Here is a 19434-nt window from a genome sequence, read left to right as displayed (position 1 = left end):
GCCGCAGGCATTGCGCCGCATCGTGGGCAACCTCGTCGACAATGCATTGAAGTTTGGCGGCGCAGCCGAGATCAGGATCACGGCGGTGCACGATGGGCAGACGACGATCAGCGTGCTCGACAGTGGCCCCGGCATTCCGGCCGAATCGCTGGAAGCGGTGTTCGAACCGTTCTACCGGGTGGAGACATCGCGCAATCGCCACACGGGCGGCACGGGGCTCGGTCTCGCCATCGCGCGGCAACTCGCGCTGGCGATGGATGCGACACTTTCGCTGCATAACCGTTTGAGTGGCGGGCTCGAAGCAAGATTGACGCTCAGGAATCTGACTTAGATCGCGAATCGGCCGGGCGGGGGGGAGGGCGATGTTTGCACGGGCGCCGCCCACTCAACCCTTACCTCGCAGACGTCTGTTGCGCTTGGGCGCATCATTGCCCTCTCTCGCCGCCGAGAACATCGGCATGCGCTCCTGAATCCACTTGAGCAATTCGAGCGGACCCCGCGCAAGCGGCCGGTCGGTCTTGACCGGCACTCGCGCCTGCGCCCCTTCGAATAGCGGATGCGCAATCGGCACCGTCGTCAGCTCGCCGCTCGCCGGTTCACGGTGCGCGGAAAACTCGCCGCTCAGCGTCATGAAGTTCTCCGCCGTCACGAGACGCTTGAGTGCGCTCAGCGAGTTCGTCGTCATGGTCGCGCGAATCGTGACGATCAATGCGAGCGGCTATCTGATCGGCAGCCAGGAGGCCAACCGTGCACCGCTGCCGCCGAAGGCGGAGCTGACGTGGTGGTATCAGTTCTATTTCGCGACCGAGCGCGGCCAGGCCGGTTACGACGCGAACCGTCACGACTTCAACAAGCTGATCTGGCATACGGCGTCGCCGAAATGGAATTTCGACGATGCGACGCTTTGCCGACGCGATCATCAACGTGACCCGCCTTGCATGACACGTCGGCGCACGCTGGCGACAGGCGAGCCGCTCCGCATCCCGAGAGCGGCTTTTTTGTATCGCAATGTATCCACACCTTACTCAGACAAACAAGCATGCATTAAGCGGCTTAACGAAAACATTCCAGATACGTCGGCGCGTTTTAATACCTACACGCAAGGTTGATTCACAACAGTGCGTTTGAATCAGGCGGGACATGACGGTTTGCATGCAGCAACGGCGTCGCGTTCCACCCAACCTTTGATTGCCTTTGATATCTGGAGAAAACTCATGAAACTCGTTCAATCCCTCATCGTCGCCGCGTTGGTCGCCGTTCCCGTCGCATCGTTCGCACAATCGCAGCAACAACCGCTGACCCGCGCCGAAGTGCGCGCGGAGTTGGTCCAGCTTCAGAAGGCCGGCTACAACCCGTCCAGCGACAACACGCAGTACCCGCAGAACATCGAGGCCGCGCTGGCACGCGTGCAGGCCGATAGCGGTTCGGCTGCGGCGGCATACGGCGGCGTCGCGCAGACCAGTGCGGCTTCGGGTTCGCGCGCGCCTAAGAGCCATGCACCGATGAGCCATGCCACGGCGACCGGGTCGGAAGTCATCGGCCTCGGCCCGATCTACGCGCATTCGTGATCGACTCAACCCCATGACCGTCCGCGTGCTGTCGCGTGGACGGTCGTTCCATCAGCATCCCTATCTATCGAGACATACACAATGACCATGTTTTTGAAGAAGTGCCTCGGATCAGCATTGCTGCTCGGCGGACTATTCGTGTTGCAGGCCGCGCGTGCCGCTCCCCCGCAGGACCTGCAGGGCAAGAACGTCGTGCTCGTGCATGGCGCGTTCGCCGACGGTTCCAGTTGGGACAAAGTGATTCCGCTGCTCGAAGCGCGCGGGCTTCACGTGGTGGCGGTCCAGAACCCGCTGAGTTCGCTGGCCGACGACGTGTCGGCGACCAAACGTGTGATCGATCAACAAAAGGGCCCGGTGATTCTGGTCGGCCATTCGTGGGGTGGCGTCGTGGTCAGCGAAGCGGGCAACGACGACAAGGTCAAGAGTCTCGTCTACGTGGCGGCGTTCGCGCCCGACAGCGGCCAGTCCATCGCGGACATGACGAAGGGCGCACCGGCACCGGTCTGGGCGAGCGAGCTGCGCAAGGACGACGCGGGCTACCTGACGCTCTCGACGAAAGCGGTGCTAGAGGATTTCGCTCAGGACGTGCCGCTGCCCGAGAGACGTTTGATCGCGGCGACGCAAGGGCCGTGGGCCTCCGGCTGCCTAGACGAGAAGGTGACGAAGGCGGCGTGGCATGACAAGCCGTCGTACTTCGTCGTGACCGGTCAGGACCGCATGATCGATCCGAAACTGCAGCAGACGATGGCTAAGAACATCGACGCGACAGTGACGCGCGTCAACGCGAGTCACGTTGCGATGGTGAGCCAGCCGAAAGCGGTGGCCGATGCGATCATCGCCGCGTCGCGCGCTGTGGAGTAACACCGGATGTGAGCGGCGGGCCGGTCATGCGATGACGGTCCGCCGCAACAGTCCGCTGATCGCGACGACCCGCTAGATCGCGATGGACGGAATGCTCTTCATGCATCGCAGCGCGAACATCGACCGGCTGTGACGAATCCCGGCAATCTTGTAGAGCTTCTCGCGCAGGAACCGTTCGTAACCCGCGGTGCCGTCGACGGCCACCTTCACCAGATAGTCGTAGTCGCCCGATACCAGATACGCCTCGAGCACTTCGGACAGCGTCGCGAGTTCGGCGCCGAAGCGGGCGAGCGCGTCGTCGTCGTGGCGGTCGAGCGTGACTTCGAGCAGCACCACGTCGGCGAAACCGAGCTTTTGCTGATCGAGCAACGCGACATAGCCGCGGATATACCCTTCGGTTTCCAATTGACGCGTGCGATTCCAGCACGCGGTGGTCGACATGCCGACCAGTTCAGCCAACTCGGAATTGCTCAGCCGGGCATTCTTCTGCAGTTCGCGCATGATCTTGCGATCCTGATTGTCGAGCGGGCGATTTCGGGCGGTCATGAGAAGATTAGGAAGGTTGTTCTGTACAAGCTGATTTTACAGGAACATCGTCCCTTACGAGGTCGGCTAGACGATCCCTTTAAGAAGCCTATCCAGCCTGCGTCCGGGTATATTTTGACCATGCATTCATGCCCGGGACAACCGTCCGGGCCGCGGGCCTCGCGCCTCGCGGTCTTATGCGGCCACAAGCCGCCACCCGGTGTCTCGCCGCTTTCACCGGAAAGCGGCACGCGGGCGAATTCCGGCGCCACCCGCGCTGGAAAGCGCGCTCGCCGGGCATGGACGCATGTTCCTGACCGATGCTTGTCAGCATGATCGTCCGTATTGCCGGGCTGCGACTCGGTACCTTGAGACGTTATGCATCGGCAACGCAGCCGCCTTGCTCACTTGTCCGCCGATGCCGATCCACCTGTACGTTTCGTTTCTTCTTGCTGCGCTAGTTCTCGTTTATTCCCCCGGTCCGGTCAATGTGCTGACGATGAGCCAGGCGCTTGGCGCTGGCTGGCGCGCCGCGTTGCCGTGCGTTTGGGGCGGCACGTGCGCTGTGCTTCTGCAACTGGTGTTCACCGCGCTGTGTCTGAACTCGCGGTTACTGATCGACGAGCGTGCGTCGACCGCGCTGCGTTGGGCTGGCGCAATGTGTCTGGTTTATCTCGGCGGCAAGCAGTGGCGCAGCGGCAGTCTCGCGGTTCCCACCGGCAGTTCACAGCAACGCAACACGTTCTGGCGCGGCTTCGCCACCTCCGGGCTCAATCCGAAAACCTTGCTGTTCTTTCCGTCGTTTTTTCCACAGTTCATTAGCACCTCTTCGAATGAAGGGCATTGGTCTGTGAATCAGCAATACCTGTTGCTGGCCGCTACGTTCGCAATGGTGTTTGCGTTGGGCGTCGCGTCGACGGCGATTTTTTCGCATCGCTTGCGCACCGTCTTGCAACGGCCGAAACGACTACGCGTCCTGAACCGGACGATGGGCAGTCTGCTGGTCGGCATGGGCGCATTGATGGCGGCGGTGCGCTGATTCGCCGATGCGTCAATCCGCGTGCGCTGCACCGACGCGCGAAGGCGGCGCCCAGTTCTGTGCGCCGCCTCTCTTGTTGCAAAAGGTCAATGGAAGGTCAGGTACAGGATGACCAATACGATCAACGGGACGCCGAGCAGCCAACCGAGTAGATAAGGCATGATGTGATCTCCTTTCGTAGTGAAGTGCGAATACGAAGGTGACCGAGCATCCGCCGTGCCTGACGCCGATCGCAGTGGTTGGCAGCAGCGCCTAAGATGCGCTGGACGCAGGCTCGAAGAGTCGCTACAGCATTCATCGCGGCCACGTGCGGCGCGCAAAACCGCCCTCATTCAAGGCAGATTTTCCCGCAGCACGATGCTGAACTGCACAGGTTTCACATCGCTCATCGCGTCGCGTTTCTCGCGTACGTTGCGGAAAATCCGCAGACAGTTGCCCACCATCGCTTGCGGCGTTTGAGTAATCAGCGCATCCATCGTCCCGTCGATCAGCAGCGCGCGCGTGTCAGGCGTCAAGCCATGCCCCACGAACAGAATCTTCTGCTCCGAGCGCGCCTCGACAATCGCGCGGGCGACGCCGTCCGATCCGCCGCCGCTGTTATAAATGCCCGCGAGGTCGGGATGCTGTTCCAGGAGTTTGCGGGTCTGCATGTAGTTGCGCTCGCTGTCGTCGTGTCCCTCGCGCAGTCCGATCACGCGCACTTGCGGAAACGTCGATTCGATCAGGTGTAGAAAGCCGATCTCGCGCTCCTCGTGACCGCGATAGTTCAGACTGCCCGCGAGCATCGCGATCTTGCCGCTGGGCCGCGGTCCCATGAAGCGCCCCAGCAACAAAGCCGCCGTGCGCCCCGCCGCACGATTGTCGATACCCACATAAGCCAGCCGCCGCGCATTCGACAGATCCGAAATGAGCGTGATGGCCGGCACGCCCTGGTCCGCCAGCGCATTAACGGCATCGCGCACCACCGGATGCTCGAGCGCCATGAACACGACGCCGTCCGCACGCTGTCCGTAATGCAACAGACGGTCGGCCAGTTCTTTCGGGTTGAAACTCTCGACGTAATGGACACGGCACTTCATGTCCAGCGCACTCCATTGATCGTGCGCGAAGTCGATGTAGTCGCCGAGCATGTGCAGGTAGCGATTAGTGCCGGCCGGCAGCAGAAACGCGATGCGCATCGGCTTCGACGCGCTCGCCGCAGGCGCGGCGGGCGTGAGCAGATAGCCGAGTTGCGCGGCCGCTTGCAGCACCCGTTGCGCAGTGACGGCGCGCACGCCTTCGCGCGCATTGAGCACGCGATCCACCGTGGCGGTCGACACGCCGGCAACGCGCGCTATGTCCGGAATGCGTGCGCGCGCGGCGGCGGTGAGGTGAAGCGGTTCGGACATGGCAGTCCTTCACAGATTGGAAAATCCATCAAAAAACATCAAGTCCGCGGTTTGACGCAGGTGCCGTGCACGCCTAGTCTTGCAGCTATCGCGCAACGGCTCAACTGTGATGACCGGAAAATCAACGCGTTGAATCGGCTAATGATGGATTTTGATGGATTCGACAGTCACATCAATTATAAGCAAGGAGACACTCAAATGACCAACCTCGCGAGACGCACGTTGCTGCGTGCCGCGGCCGCCGTGCCGGTGGCCAGTACGCTGGGCTTTCCGGCGATCGTGCGCGCGGCGTCCGGCCCGGAATTCGTGTTCAAGTACGGCAACAATCTGCCGCTCACGCATCCGCTGAACGTGCGTTCGCAGGAGGCGGCCAACCAGATTCGCGAGGCGTCGAAAGGGCGCTTGGAGATCCGGATCTTCCCCAACAACCAGTTGGGCGGCGACACCGACATGCTCGCGCAGGTGCGCAGCGGCGGCATCGAAATGTTCACGCCTTCGGCCCTCGTCGTGTCGACGCTCGCGCCGTCGGTGGCAATCAATGCGGTTGGCTTCGCGTTCAGCGATTACAACCAGGTGTGGGGCGCGATGGACGGCAAGCTCGGCGCCTATGTGCGGGCGGCCATGCAGAAAGCCGGGCTCGAATCGTTCGAAAAGATGTGGGACAACGGTTTTCGTCAGACCACCACCAGCAACGGCCCGATTACGAGCGCGCAGACCATGCGCGGTCTGAAGATTCGCGTGCCGGTGAGTCCACTCAGCATCGACATGTTCAAGGGCCTCGGCGCCGCGCCGACCAGCCTGCAATTCAGCGAAGTCTATTCGTCGCTGCAAACGCATATCGTCGATGCGCAGGAAAATCCGCTGCCGATCGTGCAGGTCGCGAAGCTCTATGAAGTGCAGAAGTACTGTTCGCTGACCAATCACATGTGGGACGGCTACTGGTTCGTGCTGAACCAGCGCGCGTGGCAGCGTCTGCCGAAAGACCTGCAAGGCATTGCCAGCGACGCGTTCAATCAGTCGGCGCTCAAGCAGCGTGAGGATGTCCGCAAGCTCAACGACGCAGCCGTCGCCGATCTGCAAAGCAAGGGGCTCACGATCAATCGGCCCGCGCCGGACACGTTCCGCGTCGCGCTGCGTCAGGCGGGCTTCTATGGCGCGTGGAAGAGCAAGTTCGGCAATGAGGCGTGGGATCTGCTCGAACAATCGGTCGGCAAGCTGGCCTGAGCGTGCAGCAGTCCGGTGAGCATCAGAAGACGCGCGGCGAACGGCCGCGAGGAGACCGCAGGATGTCGAATCACGCATTGAATCCGGCAGAGGCGGCGGCCGTGCCGATGCACGCGGCCAGCACGCCGCGCCGCTGGCTGAGAACCTTGGACCGCGGCCTGATCGCGCTGGTCGAAGTGTGCGCGGCGGCGCTGCTGGCGCTGGAGATCGTCGTGATGCTGGCGGGCGTCGTGTCGCGTTACGTGCTGCATCAGCCGCTCGTGTGGTCGGATGAACTGGCCGGCATCCTGTTCCTGTGGCTCGCGATGCTCGGCGCGGTGCTCGCATTACGGCGCGGCGAACATATGCGGATGACGGCGCTCGTGAGCCGGTTGTCGCCGCAACGGCGCGCCTTCGTCGATACGCTCGCGATCGCCGCGTCGATCGCCTTGCTCGCACTGTTGATCGTGCCAGCGTACGACTATGCGGCCGGCGAGGCGGCGATCGTCACGCCCGCGCTGCAGATCAGCAACGCGTGGCGCGCGCTCGCGTTGCCGATCGGCGCCGCGCTGATGCTGCTGGTCGGTCTGATCCGGCTCGCTCAGGTAAGCCGCGCGCGCGACGTGGTCGTCGTGCTCGCAATCGCCGCGCTGCTTGCCGTGGTGTGCGTATTCGCCGGGCCGTGGTTCCAGACGCTCGGCAAGCTCAACCTGGTGATCTTCTTTGTCGGCGTGGTGGCCATCGGCATTTTTACAGGCGTGCCCATCGGCTTCTCTTTCGCACTCGCGACGTTCGGTTATCTCGGCCTCTCCACTTTCACGCCGCTCGAAGTGGTGGTCGGACGGATGGACGAGGGCATGTCGCATCTGGTGCTGCTCGCCGTGCCGCTGTTCGTCTTTCTCGGTTTGCTGATCGAAATGACCGGCATGGCGCGCGCGATGATCGAGTTTCTCGCGAGCCTCGTCGGTCACGTTCATGGTGGCCTGTCGTTCGTGCTGATCGGCGCGATGTATCTGGTGTCGGGCATTTCCGGCTCGAAAGTCGCGGATATGGCGGCGATCGCGCCAGTGCTGTTTCCCGAGATGAAAAAGCGCGGCGCGTCCGAAGGCGATCTGGTCGCGCTGCTCGCCACAACGGGCGCGCAAAGCGAAACCATTCCACCGAGCATCGTGCTAATCACGATCGGCTCGGTCACGGGGCTGTCGATCTCCGCGCTCTTCACCGCCGGGATGCTGCCGGGCGCGGTGCTCGCGCTGATTCTGTGCGTGGTGGTGTGGTGGCGTTATCGCAAGGAGGACTTGAGCGGCGCGCAGCGCTTTACCAAGCAGCAGATTGGCCGGCTGTTCATCGTATCGTTGCCGGCCCTGGCGTTGCCGTTCGTGATTCGCATGGCGGTGGTCGAGGGCGTGGCGACGGCGACCGAAGTGTCGACCATCGGCATCGCGTATTCGATGCTGATCGGCCTGCTGGTCTATCGCCGCTTCGAATGGCGGCGGCTCGGCCGCATGCTGGTGGATGCGGCAACCCTGTCGGGCGCGATCCTGTTCATTATCGGCTGCGCGACTGCGATGGCCTGGGCGCTCACGCAATCCGGCTTTTCGCAGGATCTCGCGCAATTGATGGGCTCGATGCCCGGCGGCGCGTATGGCTTTCTCGCGGTGTCGATCGTTGTGTTCGTAATGCTCGGCAGCGTGCTCGAAGGCATTCCCGCGATCGTGCTGTTCGGGCCACTGCTGTTTCCGATCGCGCGACTCGCGGGCGTGCATGAGGTGCATTACGCGATCGTCGTGATCCTGTCGATGGGCGTCGGGCTCTTCTCGCCGCCGTTCGGCGTCGGCTACTACTCCGCGTGCGCGATCAGCAAAGTGAATCCCGATGCGGGCATTCGTCCGATCGTCGGCTATATGGGCGCGCTGATCCTCGGCCTGCTGCTGGTCGCGGCGATCCCCTGGATTTCGATCGGCTTCCTCTAAGTTTTCTTCACAGGTTCGACCTTCGGGCGCTGCATTCCCGCCGCGCCGGGGCGTCGCTCGTCCTTCAAAACCCGCAGCATCGGGAGAGTTTCATGAGTCGTTTCTTTGGCGAAATCCGGCAGGCCGGCTATGTGGTGCGTGATATCGAAGCCGCGATGGACTACTGGAGCCGCGTGCTCGGCGTGGGTCCGTGGTTCTACAACGAACGCGTGCCGATCGAAAACTACGCGTATCGCGGGCAAACGTATGAAGTGCACAACTCGGTCGCGCTGGCGAACTCGGGGCCGCTGCAGGTCGAATTGATCCAGACGCGCAACGACGCGCCCTCGATGTATCGCGACTTCCTGGCCGCCGGCCATACCGGTTTGCAGCACAACGCCTACTGGACCACCTCGTTCGACACGGACCTCGCGCGCCTTCAGGAGCAGGGCTTCAAAGTGGCGATGAGCGGCGAGGTGGGGCGTAACGGGCGCTTCGTCTACTTCGATACGGAAGATCATCCCGGCACCGTGATCGAACTCTCGGAGATCGCGGGGCCCAAGGGCAAGCTGTTCGACATGATCTACGCGGCGTCGCGCGATTGGGACGGGCGCGAGCCGGTGCGCCGCTTTCCCGACCTGGGCACGCTATGAGTGCGATGCAGCAGGCGCAACCGGCCAACGACGACACCCTCGAAGCCGACTATCTGATCGAGACGCCGCTCGATCCCGCGCAAGTCGCCGAGGTGATGGCCGGCGAACAGTCGAGCGGCACGTTCGTGCGCGTTGCCAATGAAACCGATGCGCTGCGCGCACGCAGCCGCGCGAGCGTGCTGCGTATCGCGGAACTTGAAGCCGTGGCGCAGCCCAGTCTGCCGAGCGCATGGCTCATCCGGCATGGCACGCCGGGGCCATGGCGGCGCGCGCGCGTCACGCTCTCGTTTCCGCTCGCCAACATCGGCGCGAATCTGCCGACGCTGGCCGCCACCGTCGCGGGCAATCTGTACGATCTCGGCGAAGTCACCGGCATGCGGTTACTGTCGTTGCGCTTGCCCGCATCCTATCGCGCGCGCTTCGAATTGCCGCGTCACGGCGTGGCGGGCACGCGCATGCTGACGCAAGTGACGGACCGTCCGCTGATCGGCACCATCATCAAGCCGAACGTTGGTTTGAGCGCGGCGGAAACGGCGGCGCTGGTGCGCGAGCTGTGCGAAGCGGGCGTCGATTTCATCAAGGATGACGAAGTATCTGCGAATCCCGCGCATGCGCCGCTTGCCGAACGCGTGCGGGCGGTCATGTCCGAGGTGCGCAGTTACCGCGAACGCAGCGGCCGCTCCGTGATGGTGGCGTTCAACATCACCGACGACCTCGACGCAATGCGCCGTCACGCGGAGCTGGTCGAGCACGAAGGCGGCGATTGCGTGATGGCGAGCATCAACTGGTGCGGCTTCTCCGCGATCCAGACGCTGCGCCGCGCGACGCCGCTCGTGCTGCACGCGCATCGCAACGGCTACGGGATGATGTCGCGCGATCCGGCGCTCGGCATCTCGTTCCAGGCGTATCAAACGTTATGGCGTTTGACCGGCGTCGATCATATGCACGTACACGGCCTCGCCGGCAAATTCGCCCAGAGCGATATGGAAGTCATCGGATCGGCGCGCGATTGCGCGACACCGCTCGCGTCCGGTTGCGACGACACCGTGCTACCCGCGTTTTCGTCGGGGCAGTGGGCCGGCACCGCGCCAGCGACCTTCGACGCGGTGCGCTCCACCGATCTGCTGTTCATGTCCGGCGGCGGCATTCTCGCGCATCCGGATGGTCCGTCCGCGGGCGTGACGAGCGTGCGTCAGGCATGGGCGGCCGTGCAGACCGGTACGCCGTTGCCGGTGTACGCCGAGCGGATGCCGGAGTTGCGGCGCGCGCTGGCGTTTTTCGGCGAACGCGCCTGAGCGCGATCGAGACATGAGCGACATGGACGATTTTAGCCGTCGAGGCATGCGCGAATCGCGTGACAAGGGTCCCGCGTACGCGTTCTACGGCGACGACTTCACAGGCGCGACCGATACGCTCGCGCATCTCGCGCGCGCCGGCTTGCGCACGATGCTGCTGTTCGCGCCACCGGATGCCGCCCGTCTGGCGATGCTCGGGCAACTCGACGCGCTCGGCGTCGCAGGCGCCGCGCGGACCATGGCGCCGCTCGCGCAGCAGCAGGAACTCGCGCGGGTCGGCGCCGCGTTCGCCACGCTCGGTGTGCGCGTGATGCACTACAAAGTGTGCTCGACTTTCGATAGCGCACCGCACACCGGCAGCATCGGCGTGGCGATTCGCACGTTGCGCGAGCATTGCGCGAACGAGTTGGTCGCGGTGATCGGCGGTCAGCCAAATTTGCGGCGCTACTGCGTGTTCGGCCAACTGTTCGCCGCGGCCGGGGCGGACGATGATCGGCAAGCGGTCTATCGGATCGACCGTCATCCGACGATGAGCCGTCATCCGGTTACGCCGATGAACGAGGCGGACTTGCGTGTGCATCTGCAACGCCAGGGTGTCGAGCACGTGCAATCGATCGATTGGCGATGCTACGCGGCGGGCGACGCCGCGCTGCAATCCGAAGTGCGGCACCGGCTCGAATCGAAGCCGGACGCCTTGCTGTTCGACGTGCTCGACGACGCGCATCTGCAGGCGATCGGCCGGTTACTCGTGCGGCGCGCGGCGGTGGCGCCGCTGCTGGCGGTCGGCGCGAGCAGTGTTGCGCAGGCTTACGCGTCGGCGCTTGATGAACGAACTGATTCGTCAGCGCGGAATGCGGCTGCGCCGCTGACTCGCGCGCGAGGCCCGGTGTTCGTGCTGGCTGGCAGTCTGTCGCCGTTGACCGAAGTGCAGATTGGCGCGGCGCATTCGTATCTGCGGGTGGAACTTGACCCGCAGCAGATGACCGGCGGTGCCGCGTCCGCCTATCTGGCGGAACGCGTGGCAGCGATCACCGGGCCGTTGCGAGATGGCCGCCACGTGCTTGCATTTACGACGCGCCGAGCGGTGAACGCGACAAGCGTGACGAACGCAGCGGACACGGCGCTGCCGTCACTTGCGCATGCTTGCGCAACGCTGCTGCGGCAGGTGCTCGATGCGGTGCAATTACGACGCATCGGCATAGCAGGCGGTGACACGTCGAGCTTCGCCGTGCGTGCGCTCGACGCGTGGGGTCTGTCGTATCTAGCGCCCTTATCGGCGGGCGTGACCGCGTGCCGTCTTCATGCCGACCGCACGGAACTCGACGGCATGGAGATCATGCTCAAGGGCGGTCAGATGGGCGATGCGGAACTGTTCGAGCAACTGGTCGACGGCTATGCAGTCGGTCAGAACATCGAGCGCCAAGGCTGATCGGCGAACCGGTCGCGCTATTCAACGAGACAACGAGATCGCTGGACGCCAGGCAGGCGCGTAACTTTTCCATCGTCCATTCCCGTCTGACAATGGGCGAAGGTGCCTCAACCAGTGAGACTTTCCCGGCCATCGACATGACAAGGCCGCCGGATATCGCTATCCGGCGGCCGCGTTCGTTCGAACTTCGTTACGACGAGCGTTCTCTCATCCCCGTGGATCGAATCGGTTCGCGTTTCCTCGCGTTTGCTCGCATTTGGCTATATCACGCCGACAACCAGCAGTACGATCACCACGATCAGAACGACACCGAGTCCTCCGGTAGGTCCATAGCCCCACGAACGGCTATGCGGCCAAGCCGGAAACGCGCCGATTAGGAGCAGAATCAGCACGATCAGAAGAATAGTTCCCAACATATCAATGACCTCCGCTGGTTGATAAGGACCCGCCTTCGCACGACGGCCGCGCTAACTTCGCAGCTACCGTGCAAAGACAGCATCGGTGTTTCTGCTGAGCAAGCCGCGTGCCCAACGCGGAGAATCGAATCGCTTTAATCGTATTCATCCGATCACGCCGTCACCCCACGCGGCGTGCCGATTCGCGCAACCACGATATCGGCGACGAACGCAATGGCGAGCGCCGTCGCGCCGCAGATGAAAATCAGCGCGTAGTTGTTATGCGTATGGGAGAACAGAAACGAGTATCCATAACCGCCTAGCGCCTGGAAGAGTGCGAATGCCGTAGTCGCGCGGCTCCATGCGGCTCGCTGTTCGATGTGATCGTGCGGCACGAGTTCGTGGATGCGGCCGAGCGCGAGCGGTACGATGCCCGGCGTGAAGATGCCGAGAATCACGGTCGCCGTCGCCACCGCCAGCGTGCTGCCCGAGAGCGCCAGCATCGCCACCGCCGCGGACTGCAGAAACAGCGCGATCCGATACGCGTTGCCGAAGCCGATGCGATCGGCCACGTTGCCGCAGATGACCGGACCCGTAATCGCCGCGAGGCCGTACAGCACCCAGTATTGCGCGCCGATCGCCGCGCCGTGTCCCAAGCCGCGCGCCACGTAGTCGACGAGCAGCACCATCGCGGGCACGAGGCCGAGCGCGTTCGCCGCGTATTGGGCATACAGCAGGCGCAGCTTCAGGTTATGCGTATGCCCGGCGTGATGCGTGCCGGCGGGTATCACCGGAGCGGGCGGATTCGTCGACGGCCAGCCGAACCAGCTCGCCGCGGTCAGGACCAGCGCGACCACGCCGAGACCGACCCAGGTGGTTTGCAGACCAAAGTGCAGCAGTTGAGGAATCAGTGTGCCGGATGCCGCGATGCCGAGCCCGAGCCCGAGAAAGATCATCCCGCTGACGAAGCCACGGCGGGGCGGCGGGATGTGCGGAAGGATCGACGTCGCCACCAGCACCATGATGGCGCCGCCCGAAATACCCGACAGCAGGCGCCATGCAAAGAACCAGCTGATCGACAACGGATAGGCGCAGGCGAAGAACGCCGCCGTCACGACCGCCATCAGGAGACGCAATGCGCTGCGGTTCGACAGCGCCGACGCAAGCGGACGGCCGATCAGCGCACCGATCAAATAGCCGGCGAAATTCGCCGCGCCGAGCGTCACTGCCTGCGACGACGTGAACCAGTGCGCCTGGATCAGCGAAGGAATCAGCGGCGTATACGCAAAACGCGCGAGACCAATGGCGACGAGACTGCCGCATAGTCCGGCGAAGGTCGCAAAGAGTGCGCGGGCATCGAGCGAGGCAGGTGGTACGGAGCTTAAAGAAGACGGTGCTGCGGACATGACGATTCCTTTACCGGTGCGCATGCCGATGGCGGCGCTGCCGGATGTCGGTGAGAAAACCAGGGAATGCGCCCGTTCGGACGCGCGGTTCGGACGTGGCCGTCTTATGCCGATGAAGCGGGTGGCGCCGAAGGCGGCGGCAGTGCAGGCAAGCCGAGCAGCGTCAACGCCGGCGACACCGAGCCGCATAGCAGCACGTATTGCGGCGTGACTCGCGCGAGCACGCGAATGCCGATCAGCGTGGCGAGCAGATGGGAAGCGGCGTCTTCGAGCGGCACGGCGACGGTGATTTCACCGCTTTGCCGTGCCGCGACCAGGCCCCGGTGAAAAAACGCGCGGATATCGGCCATTTCCGCCGCGACCATGGCACGAAATGCTTCGTCATCCGATGAAATTTCGAGCGCCGAGTTGACCAGCATGCAGCCGCGCATGTCGGGGTCGGCAATCGCGCGCTCGATGACTTCGTGGAAGAACAGCGTAATGCTCCGCGCCGGCGACGCGGTTTTCTCAAGCCGCTCGATCCGCTCGCGCAGGATGTGCTCCAGATAATGTTCGAGCGCTCGCAGGTAGAGGCCGCGCTTGTCGCCGAACGCGTTGTAGAGGCTGGGCTGCGTAAGGCCGGTCGATTTGACCAGATCGCGCGTGGAGGTCGCTTCGTAGCCCTTGCTCCAGAACGCTGCGCTGGCCGCTTCGAGCACGGCGTGCTCGTCGAATCCGCGGGGTCGTGCCATGGTGACTGTCCTTCATGCTGGTCGGCGACCGTTCTATATCGGTCGATATAGAACGGGATTATATATCGGCCGATATAAAACGCAAGGGGAAGTGTTGGGGCGACGGCGCCGGGGCGAACGAGCGGCCAGAGCCGGAGATGATCGGCGGGTGCAGGTCGGTCTGCGCCGGGCGCTTCGGTGCCCGATTCGCCGCGGCGCGGACCCGCACCGGCCGCGCGGCGCAGTGCCGCTCAGCGATGCGGTGTCCAGCGATCAGAATGCCAATATGAAGCGACGGCGTGGCCGTTTCGCAAGTGGCGGCACGGGGCTACCGAGTACTCTTGCGCGATGCCCTAACGCGCCGATGAACGACCTATTGCTGTGCTGCCACATGTTTCCCGAGCGCGGCTCCCAAGTCTTCGTCGGTTAGCGCGGGGAAGATGGTGATTGTCAGCAGGTCACCCCATTCGAGCGACATCGCCACTATGCTCCCCGTGTCGGCAGCCTCGACGACCGCGAAGCCATGCAGGCCTCCGATTGCATGCCAGCGCCCGAGCATGGTGATGCCATCGGGCGGCCGGCCGCCGGTTTTCATGAAGCGTTCGATGACGGCATTCTCGGCGCTCGGCTGACCATTCCATTCCACGATGAATTTCATTGCGTGTCTCCAATCTGGATCGGCGATACCGGCTCGTGGCGCGCCGCGCTCGTCGTCTGGGTGGTGACGCGTCGTCTGCCGGGCGCCACGCACACCACTGCGCCATCGAGCCGTCCGGATAGCACGGGCTATTGGCGGGCGGCAGGAAAAAACCACGTGGCGTCCTAAGCATCATAGGAGAGTGCACGACAATCGATGTCGCCGTGAGCAGACATTCACCAGGTCAATTGAACCGGCACCGCCGTTGCCGCGAGAACGCGAACGGGACGCCACGTTTCCAATTGCGGACGTCTCGCGCGTCCTACAAATAGGTCCCATCCCAAGGGCGTTCGGCGATTGCAGCGTCGATTTCACCATCGTCGACGCCGGTTCGCCGCGCGACGCGGCAGGTCTCTGATAATGACAGTGGATTTCGTGGCAATCCTTCCTGAAGCAGGCGAGCCCACACCATGCGGTGTGCGGCTTTGCCTGTGCTTCAGATACGGCCACGCGCGCGGGTTTCGCGCGAAAAAGCAGTGGGTGATTGGGGCGCGATTTCATGCAGCGAGCAGTGTTACGCGTCGGCCGCATATGACGGTACAAGTAGCGACACAACCCGCGCCCAAAACACAAACGGCATGCGGTTGTGCCGCATGCCGTTGCGATGCCAGTTCGAACTCGACTCTATTCGCGCCGCCGATTACGTGGCAGCGCCACTTCGGCAATCGTCCGATGCGCGGCAGGAAAGCCGGGCGGATATTCGACGACGCGCGCGGCGGCCGGCACCAGCGGCGCGGCCACACTCGATCGCGCGCCGACGCGCGCACCGCCGACGATGGCGGCCATCGCCTCACGGTCGAGTTCGACGCTGTCGATAAGGTCCTTGATGATGAGCTTCGCCATGACGGCTCCCGAAAAGAAATTGGGCGGCCGGTCCATGAACGGGTCCGGCCGCCGCTACTGTCTGTCGTTCGATGTAGAGAGGTCTCGTCGCACTATCAGTATAGGAAATCTGTTTGCAGCTTGTCTGTCGGTGACGATGAAGCAGCACTGAAGGAACCCCCGTTCCTACGGTGCTTCTCGTGCTTATGCAGCGGCGTAGTTGGCGCCCCACAGCGACGGGCTGACGTCGAGATGCAGCGGCACGAACCCCGCACCGATCACGCCGACGTTGTTGAGGGCGGCGACGTTCACGTATTGCATCTGGTTGAGGTTCTGGTTGATCGAGACATTGACGTTGGCAATGCCGCCGAGCCCGGCCACCGAGGGCAGGCCGGGCGTGCCGCCGCCGGCGCCGCCGGCCACCGCCGACATTGCGCGGCGGTCGAGCTCGCGGGTGCGGGACAGATCGCGAATCAAGAGGGATGACATGGTGATTCTCCAAAGGTGCGCGGAAGACGGGCGTGATCGGCGTGAGGCGAAGCGGCCCGCGATCGCGGGCGCTTCGCCTCGTCACGCGTTACACGTGGATGTTGTTGTTCGACGAGATGCTCGGGCTGAACGACGAGGCGATGCCGGCCGCGAACGCAACGTTGTTGCCATTGGCGTTCTGAAGGTCCATCTGGGTGTTGATCAGTTGCGTCGCATCGACGTGCTTGCTGTTGTTCGGTGCGTAGACCGGGCTGAAGTTATAGTAAGAGACCGACGGGCCGAAGCCGCCGCGCACGGCGCTCATCGCCTTGCTGTCGAGTTGTTCGGTGATGGACAGGTCTTTGATCATCAGCGTGTTCATGGTAAGTCTCCTGGAAGAAAATATCGCGGTGTTGCGATTGGGTTCGAGCAATTTGTCTGCTCGGGTGTCACTAACGCATGGGCTGTGCCAGTTTTATTCAAGGTTCCTAATAAAGTTGGTGGATCCTTGCTGCACAAGGCTTTCCCATTGCGACCACAGGTTGACCATAGCGTCGGCATCCGCTCCGTCGGCGCGCGAGCGGTGGCGTATGGCCGACATACGGCCGCATGCTGTCGGCTGGCGGGCGACACTCGCTCGCCACGCCTGCGATGCACGGCGCGGGCCAATCCTGGTTTGCGAAAGCACGGACCGGGAGCTAGTATCGAAGCGGCACATGTAACTGGTTACGACAGGTTTTCCATCAGCCCGAGTGGCTTCGGTCATATGCGATCGGACCCAACGGCAGCGGCGGCGCTTCGCACAAATGGCTAGCCTTGCACGTGTGATTCACGACTTTCAGAGCGGCGAGCTGTCGCGTGACGAGTTCGTCGCTCAACTGGACAGTACGTTGACGACCGAAGAACTCGGTCCCACGCAGCTGCTGGAGATGCTCGGCGCGGCGCATCGTAAAACCCCGTTACCCGACGATCTCTACCTCGAAGTGCGCCGCCGCATCGAGCAGTTGCACGTGTCGAACGTGGCGGCGGGCGGGGAAGAAACCGGCATCCAGACCACGGTGGAGATTCCATCGGTGCCTTCTTCCAGTGCCGGTAGCGCAGGGAGCGCGGGCAACGCCAGCAATGCGCCGAGCGGCGCGGGACACGACCAGAGCAAAGGCACCGGCGACACGTTGAATAACCGCTTCGTCCTCGAGGAATGTCTGGGCGTGGGCGGCATGGGCACGGTGTACAAGGCGCTTGACTTGCGCAAGCTCGAAGCATCGGATCGCAAGCCCTATCTCGCGATCAAGGTGCTCAATGTCCAGTTTCGCGGCAATCCGAATTCGCTCGTCGCCTTGCAGCGCGAGGCGCGCAAGGCGCAGGTTCTCGCGCATCGCAACATCATCACGGTGTACGACTTCGACCGCGACGGGCCGATCGTCTATCTGACGATGGAGTATCTGAGCGGCAAACCGCTCAGCCAGTTGCTGCGCACGCCAGGCTATCAGGGCATGCCGGTGCGCGCGGCTCTGCCCATCGTGCGCGGCATGTGCGCCGCGCTCGCATATGCGCATGAACGCGGCTTCGTCCACTGCGACTTCAAGCCGGCCAACGTGTTTTTGACCACCAACGCCGAAGTGAAAGTGATCGACTTCGGCATTGCGCGCGTGTTTCAGCGCCCCGAAGAGGAGAGCGACGCGACCGTGTTCGATCCGGGCAGCCTGGGTGCGTTGACGCCCGCGTATGCGAGCCCGGAGATGATCGAGCATCGCGAGCCCGATCCGCGCGACGATATCTACGCGCTTGGCTGCATCACCTATGAATTGCTGACCGGTCACCATCCGTTCGACCGTTTGTCGGCGACTCAGGCGCGCAATGCCGACTTCAAGCCGCAGCGGCCACAGAATCTCGATTCGAGGCAGTGGCGCGCGTTGCGTGCCGCGCTGTCGTTCGATCGCGCGACGCGCATGCCGAGCGTGGTGCGCTTCATCACCGAGTTCGACAACGAGGCGCGCGCGGAGAAGTCGGGCACGTTGGCGAAGGCCGGACTCGCGAGCTTTGCCGTGGTGTGCGCGGCGGCGGTCGGCGTGTTCGCGCTGCGCTCGGGGCCGAGCCGGCAGGCAAGTGCGCCGCCGGCGGAGGTAGGGGCGTCGCAGGCATTGGCGGATCGAGCGGATACCGCGTCGGAGCCGAATGCGGCGGCGGCAGTGCCGCCGACTGTGACGGCATCGGCCGCATCGAACTCCGCACCTGCTGCCGCGAGCGCCGCAGCCGTGCCGGCCCCAACCGCCACGCCGCCTGCGCCCAAGCCCGCACTGACGCTCGCCGCCATCGTACCCACGTTGGCGCAAGTACCGTGTTCGGCGCTCTCCGCCGCCATCCAGAATCATTCGCTGACGGTGCGCGGCTTCGTCTCGCAGCGCTACGGTGCGGCCCATCTGAAGGAAACGTTGGCGGCCTTGCCGGGCGCCGATACGCTGACGCTCGACGTCGAACCCATCGCCGAGGACAAATGCGATACCGTCAACGCGCTCGCTCCCTACTGGGTTCGCAACTGGCAAGCAGGGCGCATCGCGGCTTTGCATGTGCGCCCGCCCGGCGGTCAGTTGAGCGAGGGCGAGGCGCTGGTCGTCGACGTGACGACGCCTGGCTTCGACTCGTATGTGAATCTCGACTATTTTCAGCTCGACGGCAGCGTCGTGCATATGGTGCCGAGCCCGCGCGCGAAGGACAATCAGGCGCCGCCGCACTACGCCGCGACGATCGGCAGCGGCGGCGACTGGATCATTTCGAAACCGTTCGGCGCGGAGATGGTGGTGCTGCTGATTACGCCGGTGCCGCTATTCGACAAGCCGCGTCCGGAAAGCGAATCGCGCGCCGACTATCTGCGCGCGCTCGACACGCGGCTCACGCAGATCGGCGGCAAATACGGGCAGGACCACCTCGTCGCCGACTTTGCTTCGATCACGACGAAGCCGCGCGCGCCGTGAATGCGGGGCGGGCGTCAACACCACGTCTGGTCTCGACCGCATGAGCCGCCG

General features: G+C 63.6%; 20 protein-coding genes and 2 pseudogenes. 12 read left to right on the top strand and 10 right to left on the bottom strand.

Going from position 1 to position 19434, the window contains the following annotated elements:
* On the top strand, window positions 1-331 hold a 331-nt coding region (locus HV770_RS22365; RefSeq protein WP_175163031.1), incomplete at its 5' end, for a sensor histidine kinase.
* Window positions 332-385: 54 nt separating this feature from the next.
* Here the strand turns inward: HV770_RS22365 and HV770_RS22360 are convergent.
* Window positions 386-715, bottom strand: a pseudogene (locus tag HV770_RS22360) (LysR family transcriptional regulator); the annotation flags it as partial.
* Here HV770_RS22360 and HV770_RS22355 point away from each other — a divergent pair.
* From HV770_RS22355 to HV770_RS22345, 3 genes and pseudogenes are all read left to right on the top strand, one after another.
* Window positions 705-911, top strand: a pseudogene (locus HV770_RS22355) (alpha/beta hydrolase); the annotation flags it as partial. The pseudogenes HV770_RS22360 and HV770_RS22355 overlap by 11 nt on opposite strands.
* A gap of 303 nt (window positions 912-1214) precedes the next feature.
* Window positions 1215-1568, top strand: coding sequence for a DUF4148 domain-containing protein (locus tag HV770_RS22350; protein ID WP_175163029.1), 354 nt, complete (start codon window positions 1215-1217; stop codon window positions 1566-1568).
* An 81-nt stretch (window positions 1569-1649) separates the two neighbouring features.
* Window positions 1650-2429 carry an alpha/beta fold hydrolase gene (locus HV770_RS22345; RefSeq protein WP_175163027.1) on the top strand — a complete coding sequence of 260 codons (780 nt, stop codon included), beginning with the start codon at window positions 1650-1652 and terminating at the stop codon, window positions 2427-2429.
* Between the two features lie 72 nt (window positions 2430-2501).
* Here the strand turns inward: HV770_RS22345 and HV770_RS22340 are convergent, their stop codons facing one another.
* Window positions 2502-2975, bottom strand: coding sequence for an Lrp/AsnC family transcriptional regulator (locus HV770_RS22340; protein ID WP_175163025.1), 474 nt, complete (start codon window positions 2973-2975; stop codon window positions 2502-2504).
* Between the two features lie 397 nt (window positions 2976-3372).
* Here HV770_RS22340 and HV770_RS22335 point away from each other — a divergent pair, with 397 nt between their 5' ends.
* Window positions 3373-3993, top strand: a complete 621-nt coding sequence (locus HV770_RS22335; protein ID WP_175163062.1) for a LysE family translocator — start codon at window positions 3373-3375, stop codon at window positions 3991-3993.
* 332 nt (window positions 3994-4325) lie between these two features.
* On the opposite strand, the gene HV770_RS22330 is transcribed toward HV770_RS22335, so the two are convergent.
* On the bottom strand, window positions 4326-5381 hold the full coding sequence (locus HV770_RS22330; protein ID WP_175163023.1) for a LacI family DNA-binding transcriptional regulator: 1056 nt from the start codon (window positions 5379-5381) through the stop codon (window positions 4326-4328).
* A gap of 198 nt (window positions 5382-5579) precedes the next feature.
* On the opposite strand from HV770_RS22330, the gene HV770_RS22325 reads away from it, so the two are divergent.
* From HV770_RS22325 to HV770_RS22305, 5 genes are all read left to right on the top strand, one after another.
* A complete protein-coding gene (locus tag HV770_RS22325; RefSeq protein ID WP_175163021.1) occupies window positions 5580-6605 on the top strand; it encodes a TRAP transporter substrate-binding protein in 1026 nt (341 codons plus the stop codon).
* A 62-nt stretch (window positions 6606-6667) separates the two neighbouring features.
* Window positions 6668-8557, top strand: a complete 1890-nt coding sequence (locus tag HV770_RS22320; protein ID WP_175163020.1) for a TRAP transporter large permease — start codon at window positions 6668-6670, stop codon at window positions 8555-8557.
* 92 nt (window positions 8558-8649) lie between these two features.
* Window positions 8650-9189 carry a VOC family protein gene (locus HV770_RS22315; protein ID WP_175163018.1) on the top strand — a complete coding sequence of 180 codons (540 nt, stop codon included), beginning with the start codon at window positions 8650-8652 and terminating at the stop codon, window positions 9187-9189.
* Entirely contained in the window at window positions 9186-10484 is a 1299-nt protein-coding gene (locus HV770_RS22310) for a ribulose-bisphosphate carboxylase large subunit family protein (protein WP_175163016.1), read from the top strand. The genes HV770_RS22315 and HV770_RS22310 overlap by 4 nt, the downstream gene beginning before the upstream one ends.
* A 13-nt stretch (window positions 10485-10497) precedes the next feature.
* Entirely contained in the window at window positions 10498-11913 is a 1416-nt protein-coding gene (locus HV770_RS22305; protein WP_175163014.1) for a four-carbon acid sugar kinase family protein, read from the top strand.
* A 260-nt stretch (window positions 11914-12173) separates the two neighbouring features.
* Here HV770_RS22305 and HV770_RS22300 read toward each other — a convergent pair whose 3' ends face one another.
* The 4 genes from HV770_RS22300 to HV770_RS22285 all read right to left on the bottom strand — a co-directional run bounded on the left by HV770_RS22300 (window position 12174) and on the right by HV770_RS22285 (window position 15082).
* On the bottom strand, window positions 12174-12329 hold the full coding sequence (locus HV770_RS22300; RefSeq protein WP_175163012.1) for a DUF3309 family protein: 156 nt from the start codon (window positions 12327-12329) through the stop codon (window positions 12174-12176).
* A 152-nt stretch (window positions 12330-12481) separates the two neighbouring features.
* Complete coding sequence (locus HV770_RS22295) at window positions 12482-13714, bottom strand: YbfB/YjiJ family MFS transporter (protein WP_175163010.1); 1233 nt, start codon at window positions 13712-13714, stop codon at window positions 12482-12484.
* Window positions 13715-13818: 104 nt separating this feature from the next.
* Entirely contained in the window at window positions 13819-14445 is a 627-nt protein-coding gene (locus tag HV770_RS22290) for a TetR/AcrR family transcriptional regulator (protein ID WP_175163007.1), read from the bottom strand.
* Window positions 14446-14797: 352 nt separating this feature from the next.
* The gene (locus HV770_RS22285) at window positions 14798-15082 is read right to left on the bottom strand and encodes a DUF3303 domain-containing protein (RefSeq protein WP_175163006.1); all 285 of its coding nucleotides are present in this window, start codon (window positions 15080-15082) and stop codon (window positions 14798-14800) included.
* A 3-nt stretch (window positions 15083-15085) separates the two neighbouring features.
* Between HV770_RS22285 and HV770_RS22280 the strand changes: the two genes are divergently transcribed.
* Window positions 15086-15250, top strand: coding sequence for a hypothetical protein (locus tag HV770_RS22280; protein ID WP_175163004.1), 165 nt, complete (start codon window positions 15086-15088; stop codon window positions 15248-15250).
* Between the two features lie 495 nt (window positions 15251-15745).
* On the opposite strand, the gene HV770_RS22275 is transcribed toward HV770_RS22280, so the two are convergent.
* The 3 genes from HV770_RS22275 to HV770_RS22265 all read right to left on the bottom strand — a co-directional run bounded on the left by HV770_RS22275 (window position 15746) and on the right by HV770_RS22265 (window position 16793).
* A complete protein-coding gene (locus tag HV770_RS22275) occupies window positions 15746-15964 on the bottom strand; it encodes a hypothetical protein (protein WP_175163002.1) in 219 nt (72 codons plus the stop codon).
* A 183-nt stretch (window positions 15965-16147) separates the two neighbouring features.
* Complete coding sequence (locus HV770_RS22270; RefSeq protein WP_175163000.1) at window positions 16148-16432, bottom strand: hypothetical protein; 285 nt, start codon at window positions 16430-16432, stop codon at window positions 16148-16150.
* 88 nt (window positions 16433-16520) lie between these two features.
* A complete protein-coding gene (locus HV770_RS22265) occupies window positions 16521-16793 on the bottom strand; it encodes a hypothetical protein (RefSeq protein ID WP_121323659.1) in 273 nt (90 codons plus the stop codon).
* A gap of 424 nt (window positions 16794-17217) precedes the next feature.
* Between HV770_RS22265 and HV770_RS22260 the strand changes: the two genes are divergently transcribed.
* Window positions 17218-19383, top strand: a complete 2166-nt coding sequence (locus HV770_RS22260; protein WP_175162998.1) for a serine/threonine protein kinase — start codon at window positions 17218-17220, stop codon at window positions 19381-19383.
* Window positions 19384-19434 lie beyond the last annotated feature (51 nt).

It is taken from the genome of Paraburkholderia fynbosensis (assembly GCF_902859935.1).
GTDB lineage: Bacteria > Pseudomonadota > Gammaproteobacteria > Burkholderiales > Burkholderiaceae > Paraburkholderia > Paraburkholderia fynbosensis.
Note: the sequence above shows the minus strand (reverse complement) of the source record. Positions and strands in the feature narration are given on the sequence as shown.